The sequence below is a fragment of the Rhodoferax potami genome (genome assembly GCF_032193805.1).
GTDB lineage: Bacteria > Pseudomonadota > Gammaproteobacteria > Burkholderiales > Burkholderiaceae_C > Allorhodoferax > Allorhodoferax potami_A.
In genome coordinates, this window is the sequence record NZ_JAVBIK010000001.1 from 2,144,825 (window position 1) to 2,165,648 (window position 20,824).

Genomic DNA, 20,824 nt, shown 5'->3' on the forward strand with positions numbered 1-20,824 from the left:
GTAATACTTTTGGCGATGGCTAGCTTTATGCAGCCATTTCATAGTATTCCTTGGCCCAGTGCGTTGAATGAAGGTGCTGCATTAGTCCTAGGATTGTTTGTATCAAGTGTTGCATTACTTCGAAATATTTCAGCAAAGATCGAAGTAACTAAATTTGAACTAGTACTGCTGCTAGTGCTTGTTGTGCACAGTGCCATTCTCTCTACTAGTGAATTTCAAAGAAGTATGCTTCCAGTGATGTTGGTCGCTGGTATTGTATTGTGCTGCCTTAAAATGCCTGCGCCGGATAATGGGGTTATCCACAGTTTGTTTGTGAGCATTTTCGTGGCGGGTGTTGCTTCCTGTCTTTTTGGGATAGGTCTTTGGCTTGGTATTTTTCAAGATTATGAGAGCTATCAAGTCTGGATGAGTCACGCTGATCCTGGTAATCCATTGATCGGCAATTTGTCCCAGCCAAATCAGATCGGAACACTTATCTTGTGGTCGATCGTTGTCTCGCTTTATTATTTTGAACAAACCAATAAATCTGAAAGTGCGAAGAAGGTGAAGTGGGTATTGGGTGGTGGGGTGGTGTTTGCTGTCTTGTTAATGGCGATTGGTGTAGCCTTAACGCAATCCCGAACCGCATTGCTTAATATGGTTCTTATTACTTTAATTGTTTTAACATTTCGAGCCCACTTTGATTTCCGTACGCGCGTCTTGATTGGTCTTGCTTTGGTTGTGGTTGTGGTTGTTTCAGCCAGCTTGCCATATTTAAAAAGTGCCATACTAGGGATTGAAAATACAGCCATCATGGGAGGAAAAGCGTTTACTGACCGCCCTAGACTAATCGCATACAGCATTTTTTTGGATGCAATCTCGAATGAATGGGCTCTGGGTTATGGTGTGGGTGGAGTTGTGTTTGCAAATATCGAAAACATCCTCCCCGAGAATCCGTTGAATATGTATTTTGGTCATTCACACAATATATTCATTGATATATTTGTATGGTTTGGTATTCCTATTGGATTGCTTGTCAGTGCTTTTGTAATATGGAGATTGTGGAGGTTGGTGATACAGGTTAAGACTAAAGAGCAGATGGCTATCCTCGGGATGTTTTCGGTTGTTCTTGTACATGCACTCCTTGAGTATCCCCTGCACTATGCTTATTTCTTGGTTCCTTGTGCTATTTTTTATAGATTCTGTAAAGTTCCTTCATCATCTTCAGGATATCTGATCTCGACCAGTTGGATATTTTCTTGTTGGGTTTTGTCGCTGACTGTTTTTTATGTCGTGGCGAAAAATTATCTAGATGTTGAGCAGGATATTCGTCAGGCTAAACTGCAAATGGCCATTATGGGTGCTCCAGTTCCAGCGCCTCCGGATTATGAAAATAAGATTGTTGAGTTGAAGTATCTGAATGTAGCTATGCGGGCTGATGTGAAAAAGCCACTCTCGCCACACGAGAGAGCTGCGTACGACTACATAGTTGGGGTTTATCCTACGAAGTCATTTTTAAATAACTATATAAATTTACTTGTTCAGGATGGTGATCTCGCGGGAGCCCAGCTTTGGACCTTCAGGCGGGATTCGCTGTATACGAAATAGGCCTATGATGGCTCCATCGCATGTCTGGTTTGAAGTACCATCTTTCGCATCTCTCTATGAGGCTAAATTTTTGGCTCCAGTTTAAATCGCTTTGGGCTTTATATTTTTTAGGTTGTTCTGCTTTGGCAGGACAAGATATGAGCCTTCGCGAGGATTTGACTTCCTTGTCGGTAGTGCATGAGCGACTTCTGGGCGACCGTATAGCGCGCGATCTATATCGCGACCCTGATTTTTTGGATGATGCTGCCATTGCAGACTATCTCCACTCTATCTGGCAGCACTTGATGAATGCTGCACGGCAGCGCGGAGACATTCCGGCGGAGGTGGATGCGGGCTTCGCCTGGAAGCTGCTGCAGGGCAAAGACCGCACTGTGAATGCATTCGCTTTACCTGGCGGTTACTTTGGTATTCATCTGGGGCTTGTGGGTGTCGTTTCGTCAAAAGACGAACTTGCATCGGTCTTAGCTCATGAGCTCAGCCATGTCACGCAACGACATATCGCGCGCCTCATCAGACGGCAAAGTGAGCAAACGCCTTTGTTGGTAGGCGCGATGATCTTGGGAGCGTTAGCCGCGAGCACTAACCCAGCGGGTGCCAACGCGGTCATCGTGGGTGGGCAGGCCGTGGCTGCACAGTCGCAACTGAATTTTTCTCGCGACATGGAGCGTGAGGCTGATCGGGCAGGGTTTGAGGTGGCCACCAAGGCAGGTTTTTCGCCCGTTGCATTTGTCAGCATGTTTGAAAAGCTGCAGCTGACCAATCGAAATAACGATGCCGGGAGTTTTCCGTATCTGCGCAGTCACCCTCTGACTACCGAGCGCATTGCCGACATGAAGTCACGAATTCCTGATGGCGTGGACAAAGTGCCTTCTGGCTCTCTTGAGCACAGCATGGTGTCGGCCAGGGCGCGTTTACTATCGAATGCGTCAGTGGATGGGCTTCGTTACTGGTATTCCGAGGCAGAGTCCGCCGCATTGTCAAAGCTCACGCCTTATCAGCGTGTCGGAGCCCTCTACGGTTCGATGCTAGCGTCCATCAAGTTACGTGATTTTGGCCGCGCTGTAGGTTATCGGGACGCTCTGCGGTTGTTGGTTGCCAATGACGATGCTGGAATGCGGCAATGGCGCTATGTGAGTGCAGAGCTGGCATTGGCTGAAGGGCGACCCGCAGCAGCTTTGGAGGCGTTAGCTCAAAAAGCGTCTCCTAAAACGCGTGCTGAGCTCTTGATGTGGGTCGGCATTCAAATACAGCTGGGCTCGGCAGATGCTGCTGCGGACGCGGCCCAGCTTTGGGTCCTCGAGCATCCGCTGGATGCGTCAATGTGGCAAGCGTTGGCGAGTGCACGGGCAGCACAGGGGCGAACAGTAGCAGCTGTGCGAGCAGAGGCCGAGGTGAATTTCGCCCAGCTTGACTACGCTGGCGCCATTGCGCGGCTAAAAGCTGCACAGGAGCTATCGAAGTCTAAGCTTGCTCCGGTCGATCACATCGAGGCGTCGATCGTCGATGTGCGTTTGCGGCAAGTTGAGCAGCTACTTCGGGAACAAGCGATCGAGCGCTGAGTTGATCACTATGCCGGCCACGGTGTATATCAATGAACCCAACAATGCAGCGCTGAAATCCCTTACTGCAAATCCATCCAATAGGCTTGCGGCCCACCAGAACAGCGTGGCATTGATAACAAAGAGAAAAAGTCCCAATGTCAGCAAGGTAACCGGCAAGGTGAGGATTACCAAAATGGGCCGGAGGAGCGCATTGAACAGGCCTACAACCAGTGCCGCGATCAGTGCTGAGCCGAAACTCTGCACCTGTACGCCACTGTAAAAATGCGCTACCGCCAGTAAGGCGGCAGCGCATAGCAGCCATTTAAAGATAAGTTTCATGTAGCTCAGCATAGCACTGAGCCCGCATCAGCAAGCTCAGGCGGCGGTATCGCCTGCCGAGTTGCGTTTCTGAGTCAGCCAACCTGCACCCAAAACGGCCACAATGGCCAGCACATAGACCGCCCAGCGGGTCATGCTTTGTGTGCTTGTCAAGTCAGCATCTGTGCCAAAGAAGGACACCAGCCAAGGCTCGTGAACCACCATCTTTGCTGCGGTAAACGCAAGCACAGCCGCGCCGATCATGATGATGGAGGGGAAACGCTCCACCAGCTTAAGAACCACGTTGCTACCGAAAACCACGATCGGAACGCTGATCAGCAGGCCGATGATGACCAAGTCCATGGCGCCGTGCGCTGCACCTGCTACGCCCAATACGTTGTCAACGCCCATCAGTGCATCTGCCACGATGATGGTCTTCATGGCACCCCAAAATGTGCTCGCCGAGGGGCCATCGTGATCGCCATCGCCTTGGTCAGCGAGGAGCTGATAAGCAATCCACAGCAAGCCCAAGCCGCCGACCAACATCAAACCAGGGATCTTCAAGAGCCAGACGACACCAACCGTCATTACGGAGCGAACGACGATGGCGCCTACGGTGCCCCAAATAATCGCTTTTTGTTTCAGTGCGGGGGGCAGGTTGCGTGCGGCTAACGCGATAACGATAGCGTTATCGCCAGCTAACACCAGATCGATCAAAATGATGGTCAGTAGGGCAGACCACCAAGGCGCTGACATGAATTCCATGAAATATCCTAACAACGAGAAAGAGGAGCCGCTGTAGGCGAAGAGGTTAAAGAAGCTAGAAAGCCACGCCAACGACCCCGCCCGCAAGGGACGTGAATCGAAGGTCTTGCTCAGGCCCCCATGGATGGGAACCCCGACAGACCGGAAGCGTTGGCTTCGTATTGACGATCAGTCGAAGCGTTTTGCGACGCTTGGAGCTACTCCCCTTCGGAGTAGGCCGAACTATAACAACAAAACTTGTAGGCGTATAGATTTCAGGGGCAAGAGATTCCTAGTCCCCACCGCGCTTCAAGCAAGACCCCTCGCTACGCCGGAAGGGGCCCTCGGTATATCATGCGCCTCCGTTCAGGCACCAGAGGCAATCGACAAGCGTGGCAGGCATACACATCACCGATATCGAGTCGGCCATCAATTTCTGGCGTGCGCGCGAGCCTTCTCTCGATGGTGTGTCGCTACCGAGCTCCACACGCGCCCTCGCTGAGGTTTACGCACTACTCATCTATTACCACGAGACAGAGGCTGACGAGTTCAGCATGCCAGCAAAAGCGCTCGCGGCTTGGCAGACTTGGTATGAAACGACGCCCGATACGCCGTGTATTGCGATTTGCTCCACCAGCCAAGGCGATGAGCTATGCAAAGGCTGCGGGCGTACCTTTGAGGAGGTGCAGCTTTGGCCGCAAATGGGTCCCGCCGAAAAGCGTGCAACCTGGCGGCGCATCACATTAGATGCCACGTCGTGGCGCTTTAACCGTTATGCTGAGCGTGCAGCAGAATCGCGTTCTAAGGGGAATCTGCTATAAAACTAATAGCTGTTTCCGTAGTAAATATGGCGGTTAGGGCGGATTTGGCTATAAGCCTGAATTACTTCCAGCGGATGGGCTCGATATCCACGGTGCTGCTTCCATCTCCCAGCATGAGGACGCCCTCTTGAACCGTCGCTTGCAACTGCATGCTGCGCGCTGCCAGTTTCGCCAAAGCTTGGGAGGTTGCAGAAGGAATACGCCAAACCTGCAGTTTGTCCAAGCGGCTCAATTTCGACTCGATACCTTTCCACCAGATGTCCGCAGAGTGTGCAAATGGATATAGCAATACCGCGTCGGACTTGTTGCAAGCCTTGGAGATGGGCTTGTCTTCCGGTTGACCCACCTCAATCCACAGGCGCTTCTGCCCTGTGAAATCGGTGAGCGAAACATCCGGGTCCTCGGGGTCGGACAAGCCGGCGCCGAAGGCCAGAGTGCCATCGCCGTTGCAAACACTTTGAAGTTTGTGGGCGTTATAAGCCATCGCGACCAAGCGAACCATCATCCGCTCATCTGTCTCGCTCGGGTGCCGAGCTAGCGTGAGCGCGTGGTCCGCGTAGTAGCTGTTCTCAATGTCTGCGATCTGCAGATTGGCTTTGTAGATGGTGGATTTGAGTGCCATGGAGAAGGGAAGAGGGGGAGTTTTATAAGAGACGCCGCGGAACCGGCTCCGCCGGGCCGCTGGCGTCGTCCCCCTTCCAGGGGGAAGCGGCGAATGCCGCTCAGGGGGTCACACGCGTCTCGCGAGTTCAGACGCCTTGCCGGTATAGCTAGCGGGCGTCATAGCCAGCAAGCGCTCTTTTTCAGCCTCTGGGATGTCCAAACCTGCAATAAAACCCTGCATCAACTCACGGGTCATGGCTGCACCCCGGGTGAACTTCTTGAGTTGCTCATAGGGCTGGGGCAGTCCGAAGCGGCGCATCACGGTCTGAATGGGCTCAGCCAACACTTCCCATGAGGAATCCAAGTCTTCGGCGATGGCAGCTTCGTTGATCTCCAGCTTGTTCAAGCCGGTCATCAGCGAGCTGTAGGCCAGCACGGCATAGCCCAAGGCCACGCCCATGTTGCGCAGCACGGTCGAATCGGTCAGGTCACGCTGCCAGCGGGAAATCGGCAGCTTTTCGCTCAAATGGCGTAGCAATGCATTGGCCAAGCCCAGATTGCCCTCGGCGTTTTCAAAGTCAATCGGATTGACCTTATGCGGCATGGTGGACGAACCCACTTCGCCATCCTTGAGCTTTTGCTTGAAATAACCCAGCGACACATAGCCCCAAATATCGCGGCTCAGGTCAATGAGGATGGTGTTGGTGCGCGCGACGGCATCAAAAAGCTCCGCCATGTAGTCATGGGGCTCAATCTGGATGCTGTAAGGCTGGAAAGTCAGGCCCAAGCCCAGCGGTTCGGGGGTCTCCACCACTTTCTTGCTGAAAGCTTCCCAATCAAAGTCGGGCCAGGCACTCAGGTGGGCGTTGTAGTTGCCCACGGCGCCGTTCATCTTCGCCAGAATCTTCACGTTGGCAATGCGGTCGCAGGCAGCTTGCAGGCGGACGACAACGTTGGCCATTTCCTTGCCCACGGTGGTAGGGCTGGCGGTCTGGCCGTGGGTGCGGCTCAGCATGGGCACATCGGCGTAGGCGTGGGCCATGTCCCGCAGCTTCAGCACAATTTTGTCCAGAGCGGGCAGGACGACAACATCCCGCGAAGCGCGCAACTGCAAGGCATGGCTGGTGTTATTGATGTCTTCGCTGGTGCAGGCAAAGTGCACAAACTCGCCAGCTTTTTCCAGCTCGGGCCGGGCTTCGAACTTGGACTTGATCCAGTACTCAACGGCTTTTACATCGTGATTGGTGGTCTTTTCAATAGCCTTAATGGCCTCGCCGTCGGCTTCCGAGAAGTTTTTCACCAAGCCCAGCAGGTAGGTGCGGGCGCCAGGGGTCAGGGGTTTGAACTCTTCAAAGCCAGCGTCGCTCAAGGCGATAAACCAGGCCACTTCCACCTGTACACGGCGGTGCATATAGCCCAGCTCACTGGTCAGCGGGCGCAGGGTGGCGAGTTTGGCGGCGTAGCGGCCGTCCAGCGGAGAGAGGGCGGAAATGGCGGAGAAGGTCATTCCCCGATTGTAGGTTGTGCGCCACTGCAATGACCGCAGGGTGTAGGGGCAGGCCCCGCTGGATAGAATCAAGCGCTAGTTAACTGCAAAGCGCTCATGAAACTCATCGGATCCACCTCAAGCCCCTTCGTTCGTAAAGTTCGTGTTGTGATGGCGGAGAAGAAACTTGATTACGTCTTGATTCACGAAGACGTTTGGGCTGCTGACACACGCATTGCCGAATCCAACCCACTGGGCAAAGTCCCCTGCCTGATCATGGAGGGTGCCGAGGCGCTGTTTGATTCCCGCGTGATCGTGGAGTACTTGGATACCCTGTCCCCTGTCGGCAAATTGATTCCCACCGTGGGTCGCGAGCGCGCGGAGATCAAGACTTGGGAGGCCTTGGCTGATGGACTCATGGAAGCCGCAGTCCTCGCCCGCCTAGAGGCTGCATGGGCGGGCCGTGCGCCCGCCGAGCGTAGCCAAGCCTGGATTGACCGGCAGCTGCTCAAGATCCACGAAGCACTCAAGGCCATGGAACGTGGCCTGTCCGATAAGCCGTTCTGCGCTGGCATTCACCTTACCCTGGCGGATTTGGCCGTGGGTTGTGCCCTTGGTTACCTTGATTTCCGCTTCCCCGAAATCGCTTGGCGCAATGAACACGCCAGCTTGGCCAAATTGTTTGACAAGCTTTCGCAGCGGCCAAGCTTCGCTGACACCTTGCCTGCCTAAGCCCTGCGCGGCTTTCTGGCCGAAAACGGCCCGGAAGCCGCATGTTTACAACGAATTACAACAATACACTCGCCAAAAAGCGCATGATTCTTTACAGTTGCGCACATCATGAAGACGTACAACACTGTCTATAGATGCCGCGAGTGTGGTGCCACAAGCTACCAGAGAGTGCTGGAGCGCTCAGCCAATGGTTCGCTGCAAGCCACCGGCGAATACAAGTGCACCGGTTGCCGCAATGTTTTTGCTTCGCTGCGGGATTGGTGGCAGCCACGTCCCCCTATGGATTTTCAAAGCAGCAAGATTTCGGCGCTTGAAGCCGGGATGCGCTAACTATGCTCAGCTGTTGGCTCTCTTTTTGAGCCAACGCATCAGGCCTCCTACGAGCGGCAGCTTCTCGTACAGCTCTTCAGCCGCATCCCAATAGTCGCGGTGCAGGCAGACAAGGCCTGTGTCATCAAACACCAGGTGGCTGGCGCCGAGAATGACCTGTTCGGAGTCTGTGTCAAACCGCCGGAATATGAACCGGAACTCCCAGGTCAAGAAGCATTGACTCCCTTGCAGGACTCGCTCGGTGACGACGAACCGGGGCCTCTCCAGCGCCACAAACATGTGCTGAAAGATGCGCTCAATGGGGGCCAAGCCGGTGACGTCGTTAAACGGATCCTTGAAGCGGGCGTTTGTCGAATAGATGGCCCGCAAGTCCACAACCGTTTCAGGCGTCAGTCCTTCAAAAAACTCCACCACCCGCGTAACGGCGGGCGAGTTGTCTGCTGGAGGCTTCTGAGGCGAGTTCATACGGTGATCCGTCGCACCAAGGCAAAAAACACACGATCTGGCAGCAGTCGCAAGAGCTGCATCCAGAGCGTGAATCGCTTCGGAAAGTGAATGTCAAACTGGCCGCGTGCCCAGCCCCGCAACATGGCCTGGGCTGCTTCTGCCGGCGTAATGAGGGCTGGCATGGAGAACTGGTTATTGGCGGTCAGTGGCGTTTGCACAAAGCCCGGACTGATAAGTGACACCCCAATGCCCCGGTTGCGCAAATCAAGGTACAGCGTTTCGGCCAGGTTGATCATTGCGGCCTTGGTGGGGCCGTAGGCAAGGCTGTTGGGCAAGCCACGGTAGCCGGCTGACGCTACCGACCAGGCTGATGTGGCCATGGCCTTGGGCCAGGAGGGCTGGAATCACGGCATCTAACAACTGCAGCGCACCCATATAGTTCACTTGCAGGTGTCGCTCCATATCAACAACGTCCATGGCAAAAGCGCGCATGGCGTTGTAGTGACCTGCGCAATAGACCACGCAGTCCAAGGGGCCCATCGCCAGCACATCGCGTGCGGCGGCCTCCACCCCTGCTGCATCCGACACATCAAGGGGGAGTGCGAGGCTGCCCGGGTGACGATCTACAAAGGCTTGTAGCGCATCTCGCTTGCGGGCCGATACGGTTACGATCGCGCCTTGTGCATGCAGGGCCGAGGCAGTGGCCTCACCTATTCCTGTTGAGGCCCCCACCAGCCACACCCGTTTACCGGCCCAGTCGGTCATGCGGGGGTTGAGCGACTCCCATAAAGACGGCCAGGCTGTAGTGGCTGCTTGCGGGGGGGCTTTGTTGCCGTTCCCAGCGCTTGCAAAGTGATTGTTGGACATAGATCAGCGCCGCGTGAATGAGAGAGTGACCTCTCCCAACTTCACGCCAAATTTGCTCATGGTGGCTTTATTGAGCATGACTTTGTCCGTCATCAGGTACATCCAGTCATCAAATCGCACTTCGTAGACGCTTCCGTCCACCGGCAAACTCAGCGTGTAGGTCCAGTAAAACGCGTTGCCACGTGCCTGCCCCTGCGCAACGCCAATAACGTCGTCGGCCGTCCCCGTGTAGCGGCCGTCTGCCAGGCGGGTCAGGCGCCAGATCCGTTTCTGCTTGCTGCCGTCCGAGTAAGTGAAGTCTTCGTCGAGCACCCCTTGATCCCCCTGCCAGCTGCAGTTCATCACGACGGTGAAGCGCTTGACGACGCTGCCTGAACGGTCAGTGAAAACGCCATAAGCGTCTAGGGTGCCGTTGAAGTAGTCTTTGAGGTCCAGCGTGGGTTTGTCGTTGCGGTATTGGTCAATGGATTGGGAGGCACACCCCCCCAAGGCCAACAAGCTGCCGGTGGCAGCCGTAAGAAGTAAGCGTCGTTTCATGGCGTCCTCCGCAAAATGAGGGTGTAGAGCAGTCCTGCGGCAATTGCTTTGAGGCCACAGGGCAAGAGACAGTAGGCCACAGTCAGGGCGTTGAGGGCGACCGGGTCCCTGGCGCCGGGCGCGTAGCCCCACCACGCAAGTGCGGGCAGCGCCACACCTGCGGCCAGTGCCAGGTTGAGCTTGGTGACAAAGTTCCACCAACCAAAGTAGGCCCCTTCAGATTGCCCCTGATCCCCTTGCCGTGCGATGAGTCCAGCGAGCAGCGCGCCGGGGATCGTGAGGTCAGTTCCCAGTGCAATGCCCGAGAGGGCACACACCAGCACAAAAGGCACGGTATCGCCTGCGCCGAGTTGGGAGGCAAAGATGAAGACTGCAATCGATAGCAACATTCCACACAGCCAGGTGCGCGCCAGCCCGATTCGGGCGACCGCTTTGAGCCACAGTGGAATGGTGACAGCAGCAGAAATAAAGTAGCTGCCTAGAAACAGGGGTTCGTGTGCAGGTGCGGCTTGCAAGCGGTCTTGCACAAAAAACAAAATCAGGGTGGCGGGTATTGCGCTGGCGATACCGTTCACCACAAACACGGCGAGCAGTGCCCGGAAGTCCGCACGGGCCAAGGGGCGCCATACGGACTGCTTGGATTCCGTGCCTGTTGCATGGCTCGCCGCAGAGGTAATCGGCGGCTTGGGAGCACGAGTCCACAGCCACCATCCCATGCTAATTGCTATAAAAAATATAGCGGTAGTCGCAGGTAAACCAAGGGCTGTGGGCGCAATTGCCGCAGTAATCACGCCAGCCAGGCCCAGGCCTTCCCTCCATGCCACGACTTGGCTGCGATAGTGCTCGCTTCCTCCCAGCATCGCTCCCCAGCTTTGGTGGCTGATACTCAAAAAGCTGTAAGCGAGATAGGTCACCAGTAGAGTGCCCGCCGCCCAGACGAGCAAAAGCTGGGGATCGCTCACCATGGGAAAAAACAGTCCATAAAACCCGGCGCCCAGCAGCGCGCACGCCACCGCTGCCCGTTGCAGGAGCGTGCTGGCGCCCCTTTGGTAGAGGGCATCACTCCAGCGTCCCAGCAGAGGGTCAAAAAACGCATCGAGCAGCCGGGCGAAAAGGAGGACTCCGCCGAGCGCCGCCATCGAGACGCCGAACGTCTTCGCATAGTGATTGGGCAGCACCACATACAGGGGGAGTGCTACAAAAGCCAATGGCAAACCCATCATCCCGTAGCGCAAGCCCTGCCGGATGCTTAAGGCGTCGGAATGGCTCACGACTTCAAACCTGCCAACAGCTCAGCGCGCAAGCGAGGTTCGCTCGTGCGGTCTGACAACCAGATGCCAAAAAAGAGCCTGCTGAACTCGGCATCTGCCACAGTGGCACGCGTTTGCCCGTTGTACCAAAAGCGAGTGCCTGCGTTCACCATTTGCAAGCCTGTGATGCGATCGCCGGTGCTGACATTCGGAAAAATGCCCGTCATGGCGGTGAGCCACGTCGCAGCGGTGTCATCTGCAATCGGGCCGTTTCGCTTCATTTCCTCCAGCGAGCGCTGGGCAATCGCGGCTCCCTTCAGGTCTCGCTGGTAGGTCAGCTCCAGTGCCAGCGGATGCTGCCAGTAAGTGGCGAGTTGAAAGCGCGGGTGAACCCACAAGCGGGCATCACACACCGAGAAGCCGAAATACCGCATGCGTGCGCTGCCCGCAAGCACCGCATCGGGCAGTTCGCGGCTGATTTCGGTGGGGGTGGGCGCACCGTTGGCCAAGGCTTGGTGCGTGAGGCTTTCCCACCCAGTGATCGCTCCTACCGCGAGAATGTGACGGCGTTGCATGGCGCTGGTTCCGTGGGCTGCTTACGCCGGCTTGCGCAGTGTGTACTGCACCACGTCGATATTGTTTTCCAGGAAGGCGGCCTCGCAGTAGCAGAGGTAGAACTCCCAGATCCGCATAAAGCGCTCGTCAAATCCCTTGGACAACACATCCGTGCGCTTGCTCAGGAAGGCGTCGCGCCAGCGCTTAAGTGTTTCCGCGTAGTCATGTCCGAACGAGAGTTCATTCACCACCTCCAAGCCTGCGGCACGCGCTTGGGCACGGAATTCACGCGGACAAGGCAGGCAACCGCCAGGGAAGATGTATTGCTGGATGAAGTCCGTCGAGTTGATGTAGCGCTCAAACAAGCCATCATCGATCACGATGCTTTGGATACAAGCGCGCCCGCCGGCCTTTAGCTTGCCAGCTACGGTTGCAAAATAGGTAGGCCAGAACTCACGACCCACTGCTTCCACCATTTCAATGGAGCACACCGCATCGAATGGTGCATCCGGGATGTCACGGTAATCCTGTAATCGCAAGTCGGCTTGGGCACCCATGCCAAGCCGCTGCAGGCGTTCCTGGGCAAAGGCCAGTTGTTCGGTGCTCAGGGTTACGCCCGTGATGTGGGCCTGGAACTCGGTAGTACTCATTTCCGCCAAGGCGCCCCAGCCGCACCCGATTTCCAGTACCCGGTCGCCGGCTTTTACGCCCGCCTCTTCCAGGGCTCGGCGGACTTTGGCTTTTTGGGCCTGCGCCATCGGTTGGTCCAGGTCAGAGCTGAACAATGCCGACGAGTAGTTCATGGTGTCATCCAGCCACAGGCTGTAGAAGGCGTTGCCCAAATCGTAGTGGGCGTGAATGTTCTTCTGGCTGTTGGTCTTTGTGTTGCGGTTGAGCAAGTGCTTAATGCGGTACAGCAATCGGCCCATCCAGCTGCCGTAAATCACCGTTTCAACTTCCGCGCGGTTTTTGACCAGCACGCGCAGCAATTCCGTCAGGTTAGGGGTGGTCCAGTCGCCTGCAATAAAGCTCTCGGCAAATCCGATATCGCCAGACTTGAGCGCTGCGCTGAAAGGCTTCCAGTTGTGCAGAACCAGGCTGGCGTGCGGGGCACTATCGCCACCGAAGCGATGAACGCTGCCATCGGGCAGTTGTACGCTGAGGCTGCCGTGCCGCAGCTTTTGCAACAGCTTGAACACGGTGCGAGTGGCAGCAGGAGTGCCCGCCGGAAGCGCTGCCGCGCCAGATGCCTGGCCCGTGATCGGTGAGGGTTTCAGGGTGTTGGTGTTCATGACGGTATCTCCGGACTGGTCCATGAAAAGTGGATGGGTTTCTACCGGCTGACCAAGGTGTCAGGCGGTACGGGTTTGTGGAAAAAGGGCACTTTTTTCAGCCACAGCTTCAGGGCTTGCCAATGAATCTTGACGACTACCCCCCAGGTCATGACGGGGTAGCGCCATAGTGCGCGGCGGATGCTTTCAGAACTCAGTGTCTCGAGTTGACCGCTCACGCTGGTGTCGATCAGCGCACCGCTGGCGTCGTGGTAGTCGATGCGTGCCACGGTGCGGCGCATGTCAGGGGTCACCATGAAACGGAAGCGGTAACCGCCCTCTACCGGACAAAATGGTGACACATGGAAAACTTTGGCGGCTTGCAGTTCGCGGCCGAATTGCGGGGCATCCAGCAAGTAGCAATGCCTCTCGCCAAAGGTGTTGTTCACTTCCACCACAATCGCCCGCAGGCTTCCATCCGCGCGGTGGCAGTACCAAAAGCTCACGGGTTTGAAGGTGAAACCCCATACCCGTGGGTAGCAGTGGAGCCAGACTTCTCCAGTGGCGTCTGCAATGCCTTCCTTTGCCAGCAGCGCGTCGAGCCAACCCAAGGCGCCGCCGGCGGCCACATCCCGGCCGTCTCCATGGTCGGAGTCGTAAAAGCTGATGGGTGCAAAGCGATTCCGCGGGAGTGCACCATTGCCTTGAGTCTGCAGGCTGCGCATCGGCAGCATTAAGAAATACGTGCCATAGGCGAATGCGTTGCGCACAGGGCGATGCCGTGTGTGGCGGACTTCCCCGAATCCGATCAGCGCGGAGTGCGCTGGCACATTGAGCGGAGTGGTCGACGCATTCATACGGGTTTAAGCGGCAAGGCCTGCATGCTGCTTCAGCAGTCGCGCTGCTTCCAGGCCCGACTTCAAACCATCTTCGTGAAATCCGTAGCCTGTCCATGCACCACTGTAATAAGTGTGTTGCTGCCCTTGCAAGGCAGGTACCTCGGCCTGTGCCCGGATGGCGCCAAGGTCAAAAACAGGATGCGCGTAGTCAAAGCTGCCGTGGACATGCTCGGCCTTGATTTCTGACACCGGATTCAACGACACCACCACGCTTTGTTCAAACGGCAGAGGTTGCAGCATGTTCAGCAGATAGTGCAAGCAGACGCGCGCGTTGTTTTGCCCCTCGTCTTGGCTGCGCTCGTAATTCCATGCTGCCCACGCTTTGCGGCGTTGTGGCAATACCGAGGTGTCGGTGTGCAACACCGCGCGGTTGGCTTGGTACCGAATGGCTCCGAGAGTCGCTTGCTCCGCAGGGCTGGGGTCCGCCAGCATGGCCAGGCTTTGGTCCGAATGGCAGGCCAGCACGACTTTATCAAAGCGTTCGGTGCTGCCGTTCGTCGTAACTAGTACACCTTGATCATCCCGCGCAATGCGCTGGACCGGCGTGTTGAGACGCTTATCCGGGATGCCCGCGATAATTTTTTCCACATAGTGGCGAGCTCCGCCGGTTACCGTCCACCATTGGGGGCGATTACTCACTTGAATCAACCCATGGTTGTGGCAAAAGCGGATCATGGTCGCCACTGGGAATTGCAGCATTTGGTCTGTCGGGCAGCTCCAGATGCAACCGAGCATGGGCAGGAAATACCAATCGCGGAACTCTGTAGACAGCCGGTGTTGGTCTAGAAAAGCCGACAGCGGTTGCATGAGCTCTGTTTCTGCATTTCGGATCGCAATGTCAGTCGCGAGTTGGTTAAACCTCAGCACATCGCGAAGCATACGTAAGAACCGCGGGTTGACCAGGTTGCTGCGTTGGGCGAATACCGTGTCCAGCGATGAACCGCTCCATTCGAGCGCGTGGCTTCCTTTGGCGCCCGGGACCTGCACAGAAAAAGACATGTCTGACTTAGAGGTCGCGACATCCAATTCAGCCAGCAATGCAATCAGATTTGGGTAGGTGCGCTCGTTGAACACCAAAAATCCGGTGTCTACACCGTGCGTTACTGCGCCGCGCGGGCTGGGTAAGGTGACGTCCACCGTATGTGTGTGGCCCCCAAAGTAGGCGCCTGCCTCAAACAAAGTGACATCCGCCTGGCCACGCAAGCGGTGAGCCGCAGCAAGGCCGGAAATGCCGGAACCGATGATCGCGAGTCTCATGAGCGTAATTGTTAAACGTGTTGGTAATTTTGTGACTGATTGGTAATATATCGCAAGAGAAGTTTTGTGTGTCTATTTTTTTGTGTTGTTTGCACGATGCCGCCCGGGGTGCTTAATCGGTAAACATGTCAAGCGATTGACACAGCTTCGGTCTAGAATTTGTTCAGTTTTGAAAGGTAGTCATGCTGTACCCCGAACTTTTTAAGCAACTCGAATCGGTGCGCTGGGATATGGAGAAAGATATTCCATGGGATAGTTTTGATCCCGCCCAGTTGTCGGATGAGCAGGCTGCGACGATCAAAATGAACGCGATCACGGAATGGGCTGCGCTACCTGCCACAGAAATGTTCTTGCGCGACAACCGCGGCGACAGTGACTTTTCCGCGTTCATGTCCATCTGGTTTTTCGAGGAGCAAAAGCACTCTCTGGTACTGATGGAATATCTCCGCCGGTTCCGCCCGGACCTCGTGCCTACGGAAGAAGAGCTGCATGCCATCCGTTTTGAATTCGATCCGGCACCGGCATTGGAAACGCTCATGCTGCATTTCTGCGGTGAGATCCGACTCAACCACTGGTACCGCCGCGCGAGCGATTGGCACACAGAGCCGGTAATCAAGGCGATCTACACCAAACTCAGCCAGGACGAGGCCCGCCACGGCGGTGCGTACCTCAAGTACATGAAGCGTGCCATCGGCAAGTTCGGGATCGAGGCAAAGTCGGCGTTTGCGAAAGTGGGCGTGCTGATGGCGAGTGCGCGCCGCACAGCGCAGGCGCTCCACCCCACGAATTTGCATGTGAACAAAGCGTTGTTTCCGCGGGATACGATTCAGAGCCGTTTGCCAAACCCGGAGTGGTTGGAGCACTGGCTGGACCGCCAGATCAATTTTGATGCGGTCTGGGAGACCAAAGTGGTCGAACGCATTCTTCACAACCTGAGTTTGCTGATGGAGCGCAGCTTCACCACCGTTCAAGAGCTCAACAAGTACCGCAAGGAGCTTTCCAAGGACTTGGCTGCGGCGCCTGAAGTTTCACCAGGGACGGTCTGATTTCGGGAGGGCGGTAAGCGGAAGTAGCCGCTCCAAATTCAACTGAACTTTGACATCCTTGTGTGCCACGCTGGCCACGATGCGGTGGTCACGCACCGTGGTGTCACGAATGGTGGGCTCAATCGTGGGCACGCCGCTGCGGTTCAACAAAACAGCAACTTTCGGTGTGGTGGTGTTCAGTCCGCGCTGGATCACAACAGCCACCTCATTCGTCGCAAGGCGCACGAATGAGCCCGGCTGATAAATGCCCACGGCTTTGATGATGGCCGCACCGGTTTCGTCGATCGCCTGGTTTTCGTCGAAATAGCAAGCTTGCATGGCTGCTGCGGGGGAAATGGGCATGCGCGAGGCCCTCGGGGCCAAGCGTGCTGCGAACATATCGGCCCGCCGGATCAGGCGGGCAAGCCGCTCACCGCGGGAGCGCGGCGCCAAAGGGCCGGGGGGAGCGGTGTGGTGCAGCTGGATGGCTTGCAGCCAATCCGGATCGGTGATGCCCATTTTTTTCATCAGCGCCACGGTATGTTCCGCGTGTTGATCAATCTCCGCGCGTTGAGCCATGGACGGCGGCTCCACTTGTGTCGTCAACCGGTCTTGCAGGACCGTCATGCTCACATTCATGGTGAGGGCTGCGGCCCCTACCAATTGTTGATCCTCATTCGACCAATTCAACACCTCTTTGGCGGCCATCATGCACATGACGCTCACCAGCATCGCATGGGTTGCGCTGTACATGCGCAGCTCGGCTGCAGACAGGTAAATCAGGGCGAACAGCGTTCCATCCGGGTTGCGCCGGCTGTGGCGTTGCAATTGACGCAGCAGGCGATCCAGCCGGCTGCGAAAGCTTGCCGGTTGTGTGTCACGCAAAAGGGCGTTGGAAATGGCTTGCAGATCCAGCCAGTCCATGCGGTCGTCTTGCGCAGCTTGACGTTCTATCAGTGCATCGCCTGAGAGCTTGGTGTCGGCAATCTCACCCAGCGACTTGTCGTCACGCACCAGTTCATACAGTTGCTCCACATACGCACGATGCAGGGCCTCCGAGTCCGCCACATTGATAAACAAGCCGCCGCCTCGCTGCGAGAACTCTTCCAAATCCCGGCGCGAGGGAATCACATACGATTTTCGAGCCAGCAGTACGCCGTCCTTGTCCATCAATGGAAAAGGAAGCGGCGATCCGATGCGGATGGTTTCTATATTGATGGGGACAAGGTGCATAAGGCCGGGTGATTATGCAGTTTCCATCGGCTGCAACGGACCGTACTTGAGCCACGGCCTCCCGGCAAATGGGGCTGCTAGGATGCCGCTCATGACTTCATCTGCTCCACTACCTGCGTTCCTCGACAAAATCCAGCCTGCAGACAGCTTGTCTGCTGCGTTGGCCGTGCTGCCTCGCCCTTGGGTGTTCACCAATGGTGTTTTCGATGTCTTGCACCGTGGGCATGTGCTGTACCTCGCACAGGCCCGCGCCTTAGGCGGTAGCTTGATTGTGGCGCTCAACACGGACGCATCGGTACGCAGATTGGGCAAGGGCGATGACCGCCCTTTAAACGCGGAGGCGGATCGCGCGGTCGTCATGGCGAGTCAAGGCGCTGTGGACTTGGTCACCTGGTTCACCGAGGACACGCCAGAGGCTCTGATCGCCCGCATCCGCCCGGATATTCTGGTGAAGGGCGGCGATTACGACATGTCGGTTCTGCCCGAAACCCGCTTGGTGGAGTCGTGGGGCGGGCGGGCACAGGCTTTGCCGTTTGTGAGTGGTTACTCCACCACCGGTCTGGTAAAAAAAATACGGGCAAGCGCTTCGTAAGACGCTGGTGCCATTGCGCATCAAGTCCCGAACACGTGTGCCCACAGTGCAAGGCCCGCAGCCTGCTCGGCCGGTAGCGCTGTGCTCACGATTGTGGTCGGGCTTTCGTTGAGTCGGGCAGTGTGCTGGACATGCCGCAGTTCCCGGTAGCTTTGCGCCGCATCGGAGCCTATCGAGCCGGGCAGTAGCCCCGCGGCTTGCGCACGCTGCAACAGCGCAATGTTTCCGACGTTATCCAACAACGAGGCATGAATGCGCCCATAGCTAAGCACCAAAAACTGGACCGCAAATTCGATATCCACCATGCCGCCGGGGCTGTGTTTGACGTCGAAAAAGTCAGGCTGCACCGTGTGTGCCTGTCGCACACGGTCTCGCATGTGGTGTATCTCAGCCCGTAGTGAGGGCACATCCCGTGGGCTGCAGATCACGGCATGGCGCACGGATTCAAAGCGTTGTGCCAAAGCGGCGCTACCAAATACGCAGCGGGCCCGGGTGATGGCCTGGTGCTCCCAAGTCCACGCCGTGTTGCTGCCGCGCTGTTGCTGGTAGTTGGAGTACGCCTCAAAACTGGTAACCAGAAGGCCGGAGTTGCCATTCGGTCGCAGGGCCGTGTCGATTTCATACAAGTCGCCCTCACCGGTTTTGACGGTCAACCAGTTGATGAGCTTGCGCACCAGTGCCGAGTACACCTCGGCGGCCCGTTCGTCAGCATCGTCGTACACGAACACGATATCGAGGTCGCTGCCGTAACCCAGTTCTTTCCCGCCTAGTTTTCCGTAGGCGATGATGCCGAACTGCGGAATCTCTGCATGTCGATTTTTCAACCGCATCCAGCACCAGCGCGTCGTCACCGATAGCACGGATTGCGCCAGCGCGCTCAAGTCATCAGCGACTTGCTCGACCGTCAAGCGACCTTCGATATCGCGAGTCAGCGTACGGAAAACCTCAGCGTGGTGAGCCCGGCGCAAAAGGTTGAGCAGGCTTTCGTCGTCATCTTCGCCACTGACCTGGAGTGCGGATCTGCGGCGCTCCAAGTCCGCTTCGAAGAGCGGGGCGTCGAATCGATCGTCCAGTGTCCGGCTATCTGCCAGTTCGTCGATCACCCCGGGATGTTTGAGCAAATAACGCGCCGGCCAACGGGCCGCGCCCAACATGCGAAGTAATCGTTCATGCACCTGCGGGCGCTCCAAGAGCATGGCGAGATAGCTCTCTCTGCGCAGCAAAGGCTCGATCCAGTCAGCGAGCCGGACGGCCGCGTCTTCTGTGGTCCGGCCTTCTGCTATCCATTGGCCGGTACGCACAATCAATCGCATCAGCCGGTGCCGCGATTCATCTTTGAGCGCTTGCACCCGGGGGTGGCTTTGCCAATCCTTGATCCGGGCTTGGAAGCCGCCTTCCAACCCTGGCAGCACGGACTCCAGGTCCATCAAGCTGGCATTGGGCTTTCCTGTGCAACCTTTGCAAGAAGGCTCGCTGCCCCCGAGCAACGAGTCGAACTCTTGGGCCACCACCTCGCGGTGCCGGTCCAGCTCCTGCAAAAGTTCGCCGCTGTCGCGGAGGTCCAGCGTCGATGCGATCCAGCACAAATCCTCTTCGTTGGTGGGCAGCACATGGGTTTGTTGGTCGTCAAGGTATTGGATGCGGTGCTCCACCTTGCGCAAGAAGAGGTAGGCCTCGGTCAGAGCCGTCGCGCTGTCCTGGGGCATCAAGCCTGCGCGCACCAGCCGGCTGAGCGCACTCGTCGTGGGCCGGGTGCGCAGGTCCGGGAATTGGCCACCCCGCACCACTTGCAATAGCTGGACCGTGAACTCAATCTCCCGGATGCCGCCGCGTGATAGTTTGACGTCGTTGCTTCTCTCCGGCCGGCCCGCGCTGCGCTTGGCCGCATGGTCGCGGATTTGCCGGTGCAATACCCGCAGGGCATCGAACACGTTGTAGTCCAGATAGCGCCGGAACACGAACGGAACCACTACGGCGCGCAGTTGCAATGCGAATCCACTGCCCACCGCTGCCGCGGGCGCCACCACACGACTCTTGAGCCAAGCGAACCTCTCCCACTCGCGGCCCTGCACGTGCAAATACTCTTCAAGTGCGCTCAGCGACACCGCTGCAGGCCCCGAATTACCGTTCGGTCGAAGGGCGAGGTCTACTCGGAACACAAAGCCGTGGTCAGTGCTGTCTCCGATAAGTGCGTAGATCGCGCGCACCATCTTGGCAAAAAACTCTTGGTTGGAGATCCTGCCGCGCCCCACACTGTCGCCGGTGGTCTCGCCATCTTGGTCATAGACATAGATGAGGTCAATGTCGCTTGAAACATTGAGTTCGCGGGCACCCAACTTCCCCATGCCCACGACCAATAGCTGCGCAGCGGTGCCGGATGTGGATAGGGGCGTGCCGTACTGGGCGGTCAAAGCCGAGTAGCTGAGTGCAAAGGCGCGATCCAGCGAAAACTCGGCCAGGGCCGTCATCGACGCTGTCACATCTTCTACCGTTGACTGCTCTTCGCAGTCCAAAGTGGCCAATCTCTCCAGAATCAGCTGTCGTGTGATCCGCAGCACATGGCCCGGCTCATGGCCTGCAGACTCCAAGGACGAAGCGAGAGATGCGATCGCCGCTTTGCCCGGAAGGCCTGGGGGCAACAAAGCGGATTCTGCGGCGTACCGGCGTCTGACACGTTGGACAAAACGGGCGTGTGCCACGGTGGCCTGGTTTGCAAGGCGGGTCATAAT

General features: G+C 56.8%; 20 protein-coding genes and 1 pseudogene. 7 read left to right on the plus strand and 14 right to left on the minus strand.

Translation table 11 applies throughout. The features are described from left to right. Positions 1 to 15: 15 nt before the first annotated feature. Both RAE19_RS10270 and RAE19_RS10275 read left to right on the plus strand, forming a co-directional pair. The gene (locus tag RAE19_RS10270) at positions 16 to 1,587 is read left to right on the plus strand and encodes a PglL family O-oligosaccharyltransferase (RefSeq protein WP_313876219.1); all 1,572 of its coding nucleotides are present in this window, start codon (positions 16 to 18) and stop codon (positions 1,585 to 1,587) included. Positions 1,588 to 1,607: 20 nt separating this feature from the next. Continuing rightward, a complete protein-coding gene (locus tag RAE19_RS10275) occupies positions 1,608 to 3,146 on the plus strand; it encodes a M48 family metalloprotease (protein ID WP_313874792.1) in 1,539 nt (512 codons plus the stop codon). On the opposite strand, the gene RAE19_RS10280 is transcribed toward RAE19_RS10275, so the two are convergent. Continuing rightward, positions 3,117 to 3,467 (minus strand): phage holin family protein, encoded by a 351-nt coding sequence (locus RAE19_RS10280; RefSeq protein WP_313874793.1) that lies wholly within the window; start codon positions 3,465 to 3,467, stop codon positions 3,117 to 3,119. The genes RAE19_RS10275 and RAE19_RS10280 overlap by 30 nt on opposite strands. Positions 3,468 to 3,503: 36 nt before the next feature. Beyond that, entirely contained in the window at positions 3,504 to 4,211 is a 708-nt protein-coding gene (locus RAE19_RS10285; protein WP_313874794.1) for a TerC family protein, read from the minus strand. 371 nt (positions 4,212 to 4,582) lie between these two features. On the opposite strand from RAE19_RS10285, the gene RAE19_RS10290 reads away from it, so the two are divergent. Beyond that, on the plus strand, positions 4,583 to 5,011 hold the full coding sequence (locus RAE19_RS10290) for a DUF3717 domain-containing protein (protein WP_313874795.1): 429 nt from the start codon (positions 4,583 to 4,585) through the stop codon (positions 5,009 to 5,011). A 61-nt stretch (positions 5,012 to 5,072) separates the two neighbouring features. Here the strand turns inward: RAE19_RS10290 and RAE19_RS10295 are convergent, their stop codons facing one another. Together RAE19_RS10295 and purB are read right to left on the minus strand one after the other, a co-directional pair. Beyond that, complete coding sequence (locus RAE19_RS10295; protein WP_313874796.1) at positions 5,073 to 5,633, minus strand: YaeQ family protein; 561 nt, start codon at positions 5,631 to 5,633, stop codon at positions 5,073 to 5,075. Positions 5,634 to 5,741: 108 nt separating this feature from the next. Next, the gene (gene purB, locus RAE19_RS10300) at positions 5,742 to 7,121 is read right to left on the minus strand and encodes an adenylosuccinate lyase (RefSeq protein ID WP_313874797.1); all 1,380 of its coding nucleotides are present in this window, start codon (positions 7,119 to 7,121) and stop codon (positions 5,742 to 5,744) included. 96 nt (positions 7,122 to 7,217) lie between these two features. On the opposite strand from purB, the gene RAE19_RS10305 reads away from it, so the two are divergent. Both RAE19_RS10305 and RAE19_RS10310 read left to right on the plus strand, forming a co-directional pair. Next, complete coding sequence (locus RAE19_RS10305) at positions 7,218 to 7,832, plus strand: glutathione S-transferase N-terminal domain-containing protein (RefSeq protein ID WP_313874798.1); 615 nt, start codon at positions 7,218 to 7,220, stop codon at positions 7,830 to 7,832. Between the two features lie 108 nt (positions 7,833 to 7,940). Beyond that, positions 7,941 to 8,162 (plus strand): hypothetical protein, encoded by a 222-nt coding sequence (locus tag RAE19_RS10310; protein WP_313874799.1) that lies wholly within the window; start codon positions 7,941 to 7,943, stop codon positions 8,160 to 8,162. Positions 8,163 to 8,168: 6 nt separating this feature from the next. On the opposite strand, the gene RAE19_RS10315 is transcribed toward RAE19_RS10310, so the two are convergent. The 8 genes and pseudogenes from RAE19_RS10315 to RAE19_RS10350 all read right to left on the minus strand — a co-directional run bounded on the left by RAE19_RS10315 (position 8,169) and on the right by RAE19_RS10350 (position 15,245). After that, positions 8,169 to 8,627 carry a nuclear transport factor 2 family protein gene (locus RAE19_RS10315; protein WP_313874800.1) on the minus strand — a complete coding sequence of 153 codons (459 nt, stop codon included), beginning with the start codon at positions 8,625 to 8,627 and terminating at the stop codon, positions 8,169 to 8,171. Then, a pseudogene (locus RAE19_RS10320) lies at positions 8,624 to 9,374 on the minus strand (SDR family NAD(P)-dependent oxidoreductase). Before RAE19_RS10320 ends, RAE19_RS10315 begins: the two are co-directional and overlap by 4 nt. Positions 9,375 to 9,479: 105 nt before the next feature. Beyond that, positions 9,480 to 10,013, minus strand: a complete 534-nt coding sequence (locus RAE19_RS10325; protein WP_313874801.1) for a DUF3833 domain-containing protein — start codon at positions 10,011 to 10,013, stop codon at positions 9,480 to 9,482. After that, the gene (locus RAE19_RS10330; protein WP_313874802.1) at positions 10,010 to 11,284 is read right to left on the minus strand and encodes an MFS transporter; all 1,275 of its coding nucleotides are present in this window, start codon (positions 11,282 to 11,284) and stop codon (positions 10,010 to 10,012) included. The genes RAE19_RS10325 and RAE19_RS10330 overlap by 4 nt, the downstream gene beginning before the upstream one ends. Further along, positions 11,281 to 11,838 (minus strand): chalcone isomerase family protein, encoded by a 558-nt coding sequence (locus RAE19_RS10335; RefSeq protein WP_313874803.1) that lies wholly within the window; start codon positions 11,836 to 11,838, stop codon positions 11,281 to 11,283. The genes RAE19_RS10330 and RAE19_RS10335 overlap by 4 nt, the downstream gene beginning before the upstream one ends. A gap of 21 nt (positions 11,839 to 11,859) precedes the next feature. After that, positions 11,860 to 13,110, minus strand: a complete 1,251-nt coding sequence (locus tag RAE19_RS10340; RefSeq protein ID WP_313876220.1) for a cyclopropane-fatty-acyl-phospholipid synthase family protein — start codon at positions 13,108 to 13,110, stop codon at positions 11,860 to 11,862. Positions 13,111 to 13,151: 41 nt separating this feature from the next. Beyond that, positions 13,152 to 13,946: a DUF1365 domain-containing protein gene (locus RAE19_RS10345; RefSeq protein ID WP_313874804.1), complete on the minus strand. Its 795-nt coding sequence runs from the start codon at positions 13,944 to 13,946 to the stop codon at positions 13,152 to 13,154. Positions 13,947 to 13,952: 6 nt separating this feature from the next. Further along, positions 13,953 to 15,245 (minus strand): NAD(P)/FAD-dependent oxidoreductase, encoded by a 1,293-nt coding sequence (locus tag RAE19_RS10350; RefSeq protein ID WP_313874805.1) that lies wholly within the window; start codon positions 15,243 to 15,245, stop codon positions 13,953 to 13,955. A gap of 182 nt (positions 15,246 to 15,427) precedes the next feature. Between RAE19_RS10350 and RAE19_RS10355 the strand changes: the two genes are divergently transcribed. Next, complete coding sequence (locus RAE19_RS10355) at positions 15,428 to 16,291, plus strand: ferritin-like domain-containing protein (RefSeq protein WP_313874806.1); 864 nt, start codon at positions 15,428 to 15,430, stop codon at positions 16,289 to 16,291. Here the strand turns inward: RAE19_RS10355 and RAE19_RS10360 are convergent. Continuing rightward, a complete protein-coding gene (locus RAE19_RS10360; RefSeq protein WP_313874807.1) occupies positions 16,274 to 17,503 on the minus strand; it encodes an HD-GYP domain-containing protein in 1,230 nt (409 codons plus the stop codon). The two genes, RAE19_RS10355 and RAE19_RS10360, sit on opposite strands and share 18 nt — an antisense overlap. Positions 17,504 to 17,594: 91 nt before the next feature. Between RAE19_RS10360 and RAE19_RS10365 the strand changes: the two genes are divergently transcribed. Beyond that, on the plus strand, positions 17,595 to 18,095 hold the full coding sequence (locus RAE19_RS10365; protein ID WP_313874808.1) for an adenylyltransferase/cytidyltransferase family protein: 501 nt from the start codon (positions 17,595 to 17,597) through the stop codon (positions 18,093 to 18,095). 20 nt (positions 18,096 to 18,115) lie between these two features. On the opposite strand, the gene glnE is transcribed toward RAE19_RS10365, so the two are convergent. After that, a complete protein-coding gene (glnE, locus tag RAE19_RS10370; protein ID WP_313874809.1) occupies positions 18,116 to 20,821 on the minus strand; it encodes a bifunctional [glutamate--ammonia ligase]-adenylyl-L-tyrosine phosphorylase/[glutamate--ammonia-ligase] adenylyltransferase in 2,706 nt (901 codons plus the stop codon). Positions 20,822 to 20,824 lie beyond the last annotated feature (3 nt).

Excerpts from the sequence above, each read along its gene's own strand:
- RAE19_RS10270 (WP_313876219.1), top strand. The coding sequence starts at position 16 with ATGGCTAGCTTTATGCAGCCATTTCATAGTATTCCTTGGCCCAGTGCG.
- RAE19_RS10275 (WP_313874792.1), top strand. The coding sequence starts at position 1,608 with ATGTCTGGTTTGAAGTACCATCTTTCGCATCTCTCTATGAGGCTAAAT.
- RAE19_RS10280 (WP_313874793.1), bottom strand. The coding sequence starts at position 3,467 with ATGAAACTTATCTTTAAATGGCTGCTATGCGCTGCCGCCTTACTGGCG.
- RAE19_RS10285 (WP_313874794.1), bottom strand. The coding sequence starts at position 4,211 with ATGGAATTCATGTCAGCGCCTTGGTGGTCTGCCCTACTGACCATCATT.
- RAE19_RS10295 (WP_313874796.1), bottom strand. The coding sequence starts at position 5,633 with ATGGCACTCAAATCCACCATCTACAAAGCCAATCTGCAGATCGCAGAC.
- purB (WP_313874797.1), bottom strand. The coding sequence starts at position 7,121 with ATGACCTTCTCCGCCATTTCCGCCCTCTCTCCGCTGGACGGCCGCTAC.
- RAE19_RS10305 (WP_313874798.1), top strand. The coding sequence starts at position 7,218 with ATGAAACTCATCGGATCCACCTCAAGCCCCTTCGTTCGTAAAGTTCGT.
- RAE19_RS10310 (WP_313874799.1), top strand. The coding sequence starts at position 7,941 with ATGAAGACGTACAACACTGTCTATAGATGCCGCGAGTGTGGTGCCACA.
- RAE19_RS10315 (WP_313874800.1), bottom strand. The coding sequence starts at position 8,627 with ATGAACTCGCCTCAGAAGCCTCCAGCAGACAACTCGCCCGCCGTTACG.
- RAE19_RS10325 (WP_313874801.1), bottom strand. The coding sequence starts at position 10,013 with ATGAAACGACGCTTACTTCTTACGGCTGCCACCGGCAGCTTGTTGGCC.
- RAE19_RS10335 (WP_313874803.1), bottom strand. The coding sequence starts at position 11,838 with ATGCAACGCCGTCACATTCTCGCGGTAGGAGCGATCACTGGGTGGGAA.
- RAE19_RS10340 (WP_313876220.1), bottom strand. The coding sequence starts at position 13,110 with ATGAACACCAACACCCTGAAACCCTCACCGATCACGGGCCAGGCATCT.
- RAE19_RS10345 (WP_313874804.1), bottom strand. The coding sequence starts at position 13,946 with ATGAATGCGTCGACCACTCCGCTCAATGTGCCAGCGCACTCCGCGCTG.
- RAE19_RS10350 (WP_313874805.1), bottom strand. The coding sequence starts at position 15,245 with ATGAGACTCGCGATCATCGGTTCCGGCATTTCCGGCCTTGCTGCGGCT.
- RAE19_RS10355 (WP_313874806.1), top strand. The coding sequence starts at position 15,428 with ATGCTGTACCCCGAACTTTTTAAGCAACTCGAATCGGTGCGCTGGGAT.
- RAE19_RS10360 (WP_313874807.1), bottom strand. The coding sequence starts at position 17,503 with ATGCACCTTGTCCCCATCAATATAGAAACCATCCGCATCGGATCGCCG.
- RAE19_RS10365 (WP_313874808.1), top strand. The coding sequence starts at position 17,595 with ATGACTTCATCTGCTCCACTACCTGCGTTCCTCGACAAAATCCAGCCT.
- glnE (WP_313874809.1), bottom strand. The coding sequence starts at position 20,821 with ATGACCCGCCTTGCAAACCAGGCCACCGTGGCACACGCCCGTTTTGTC.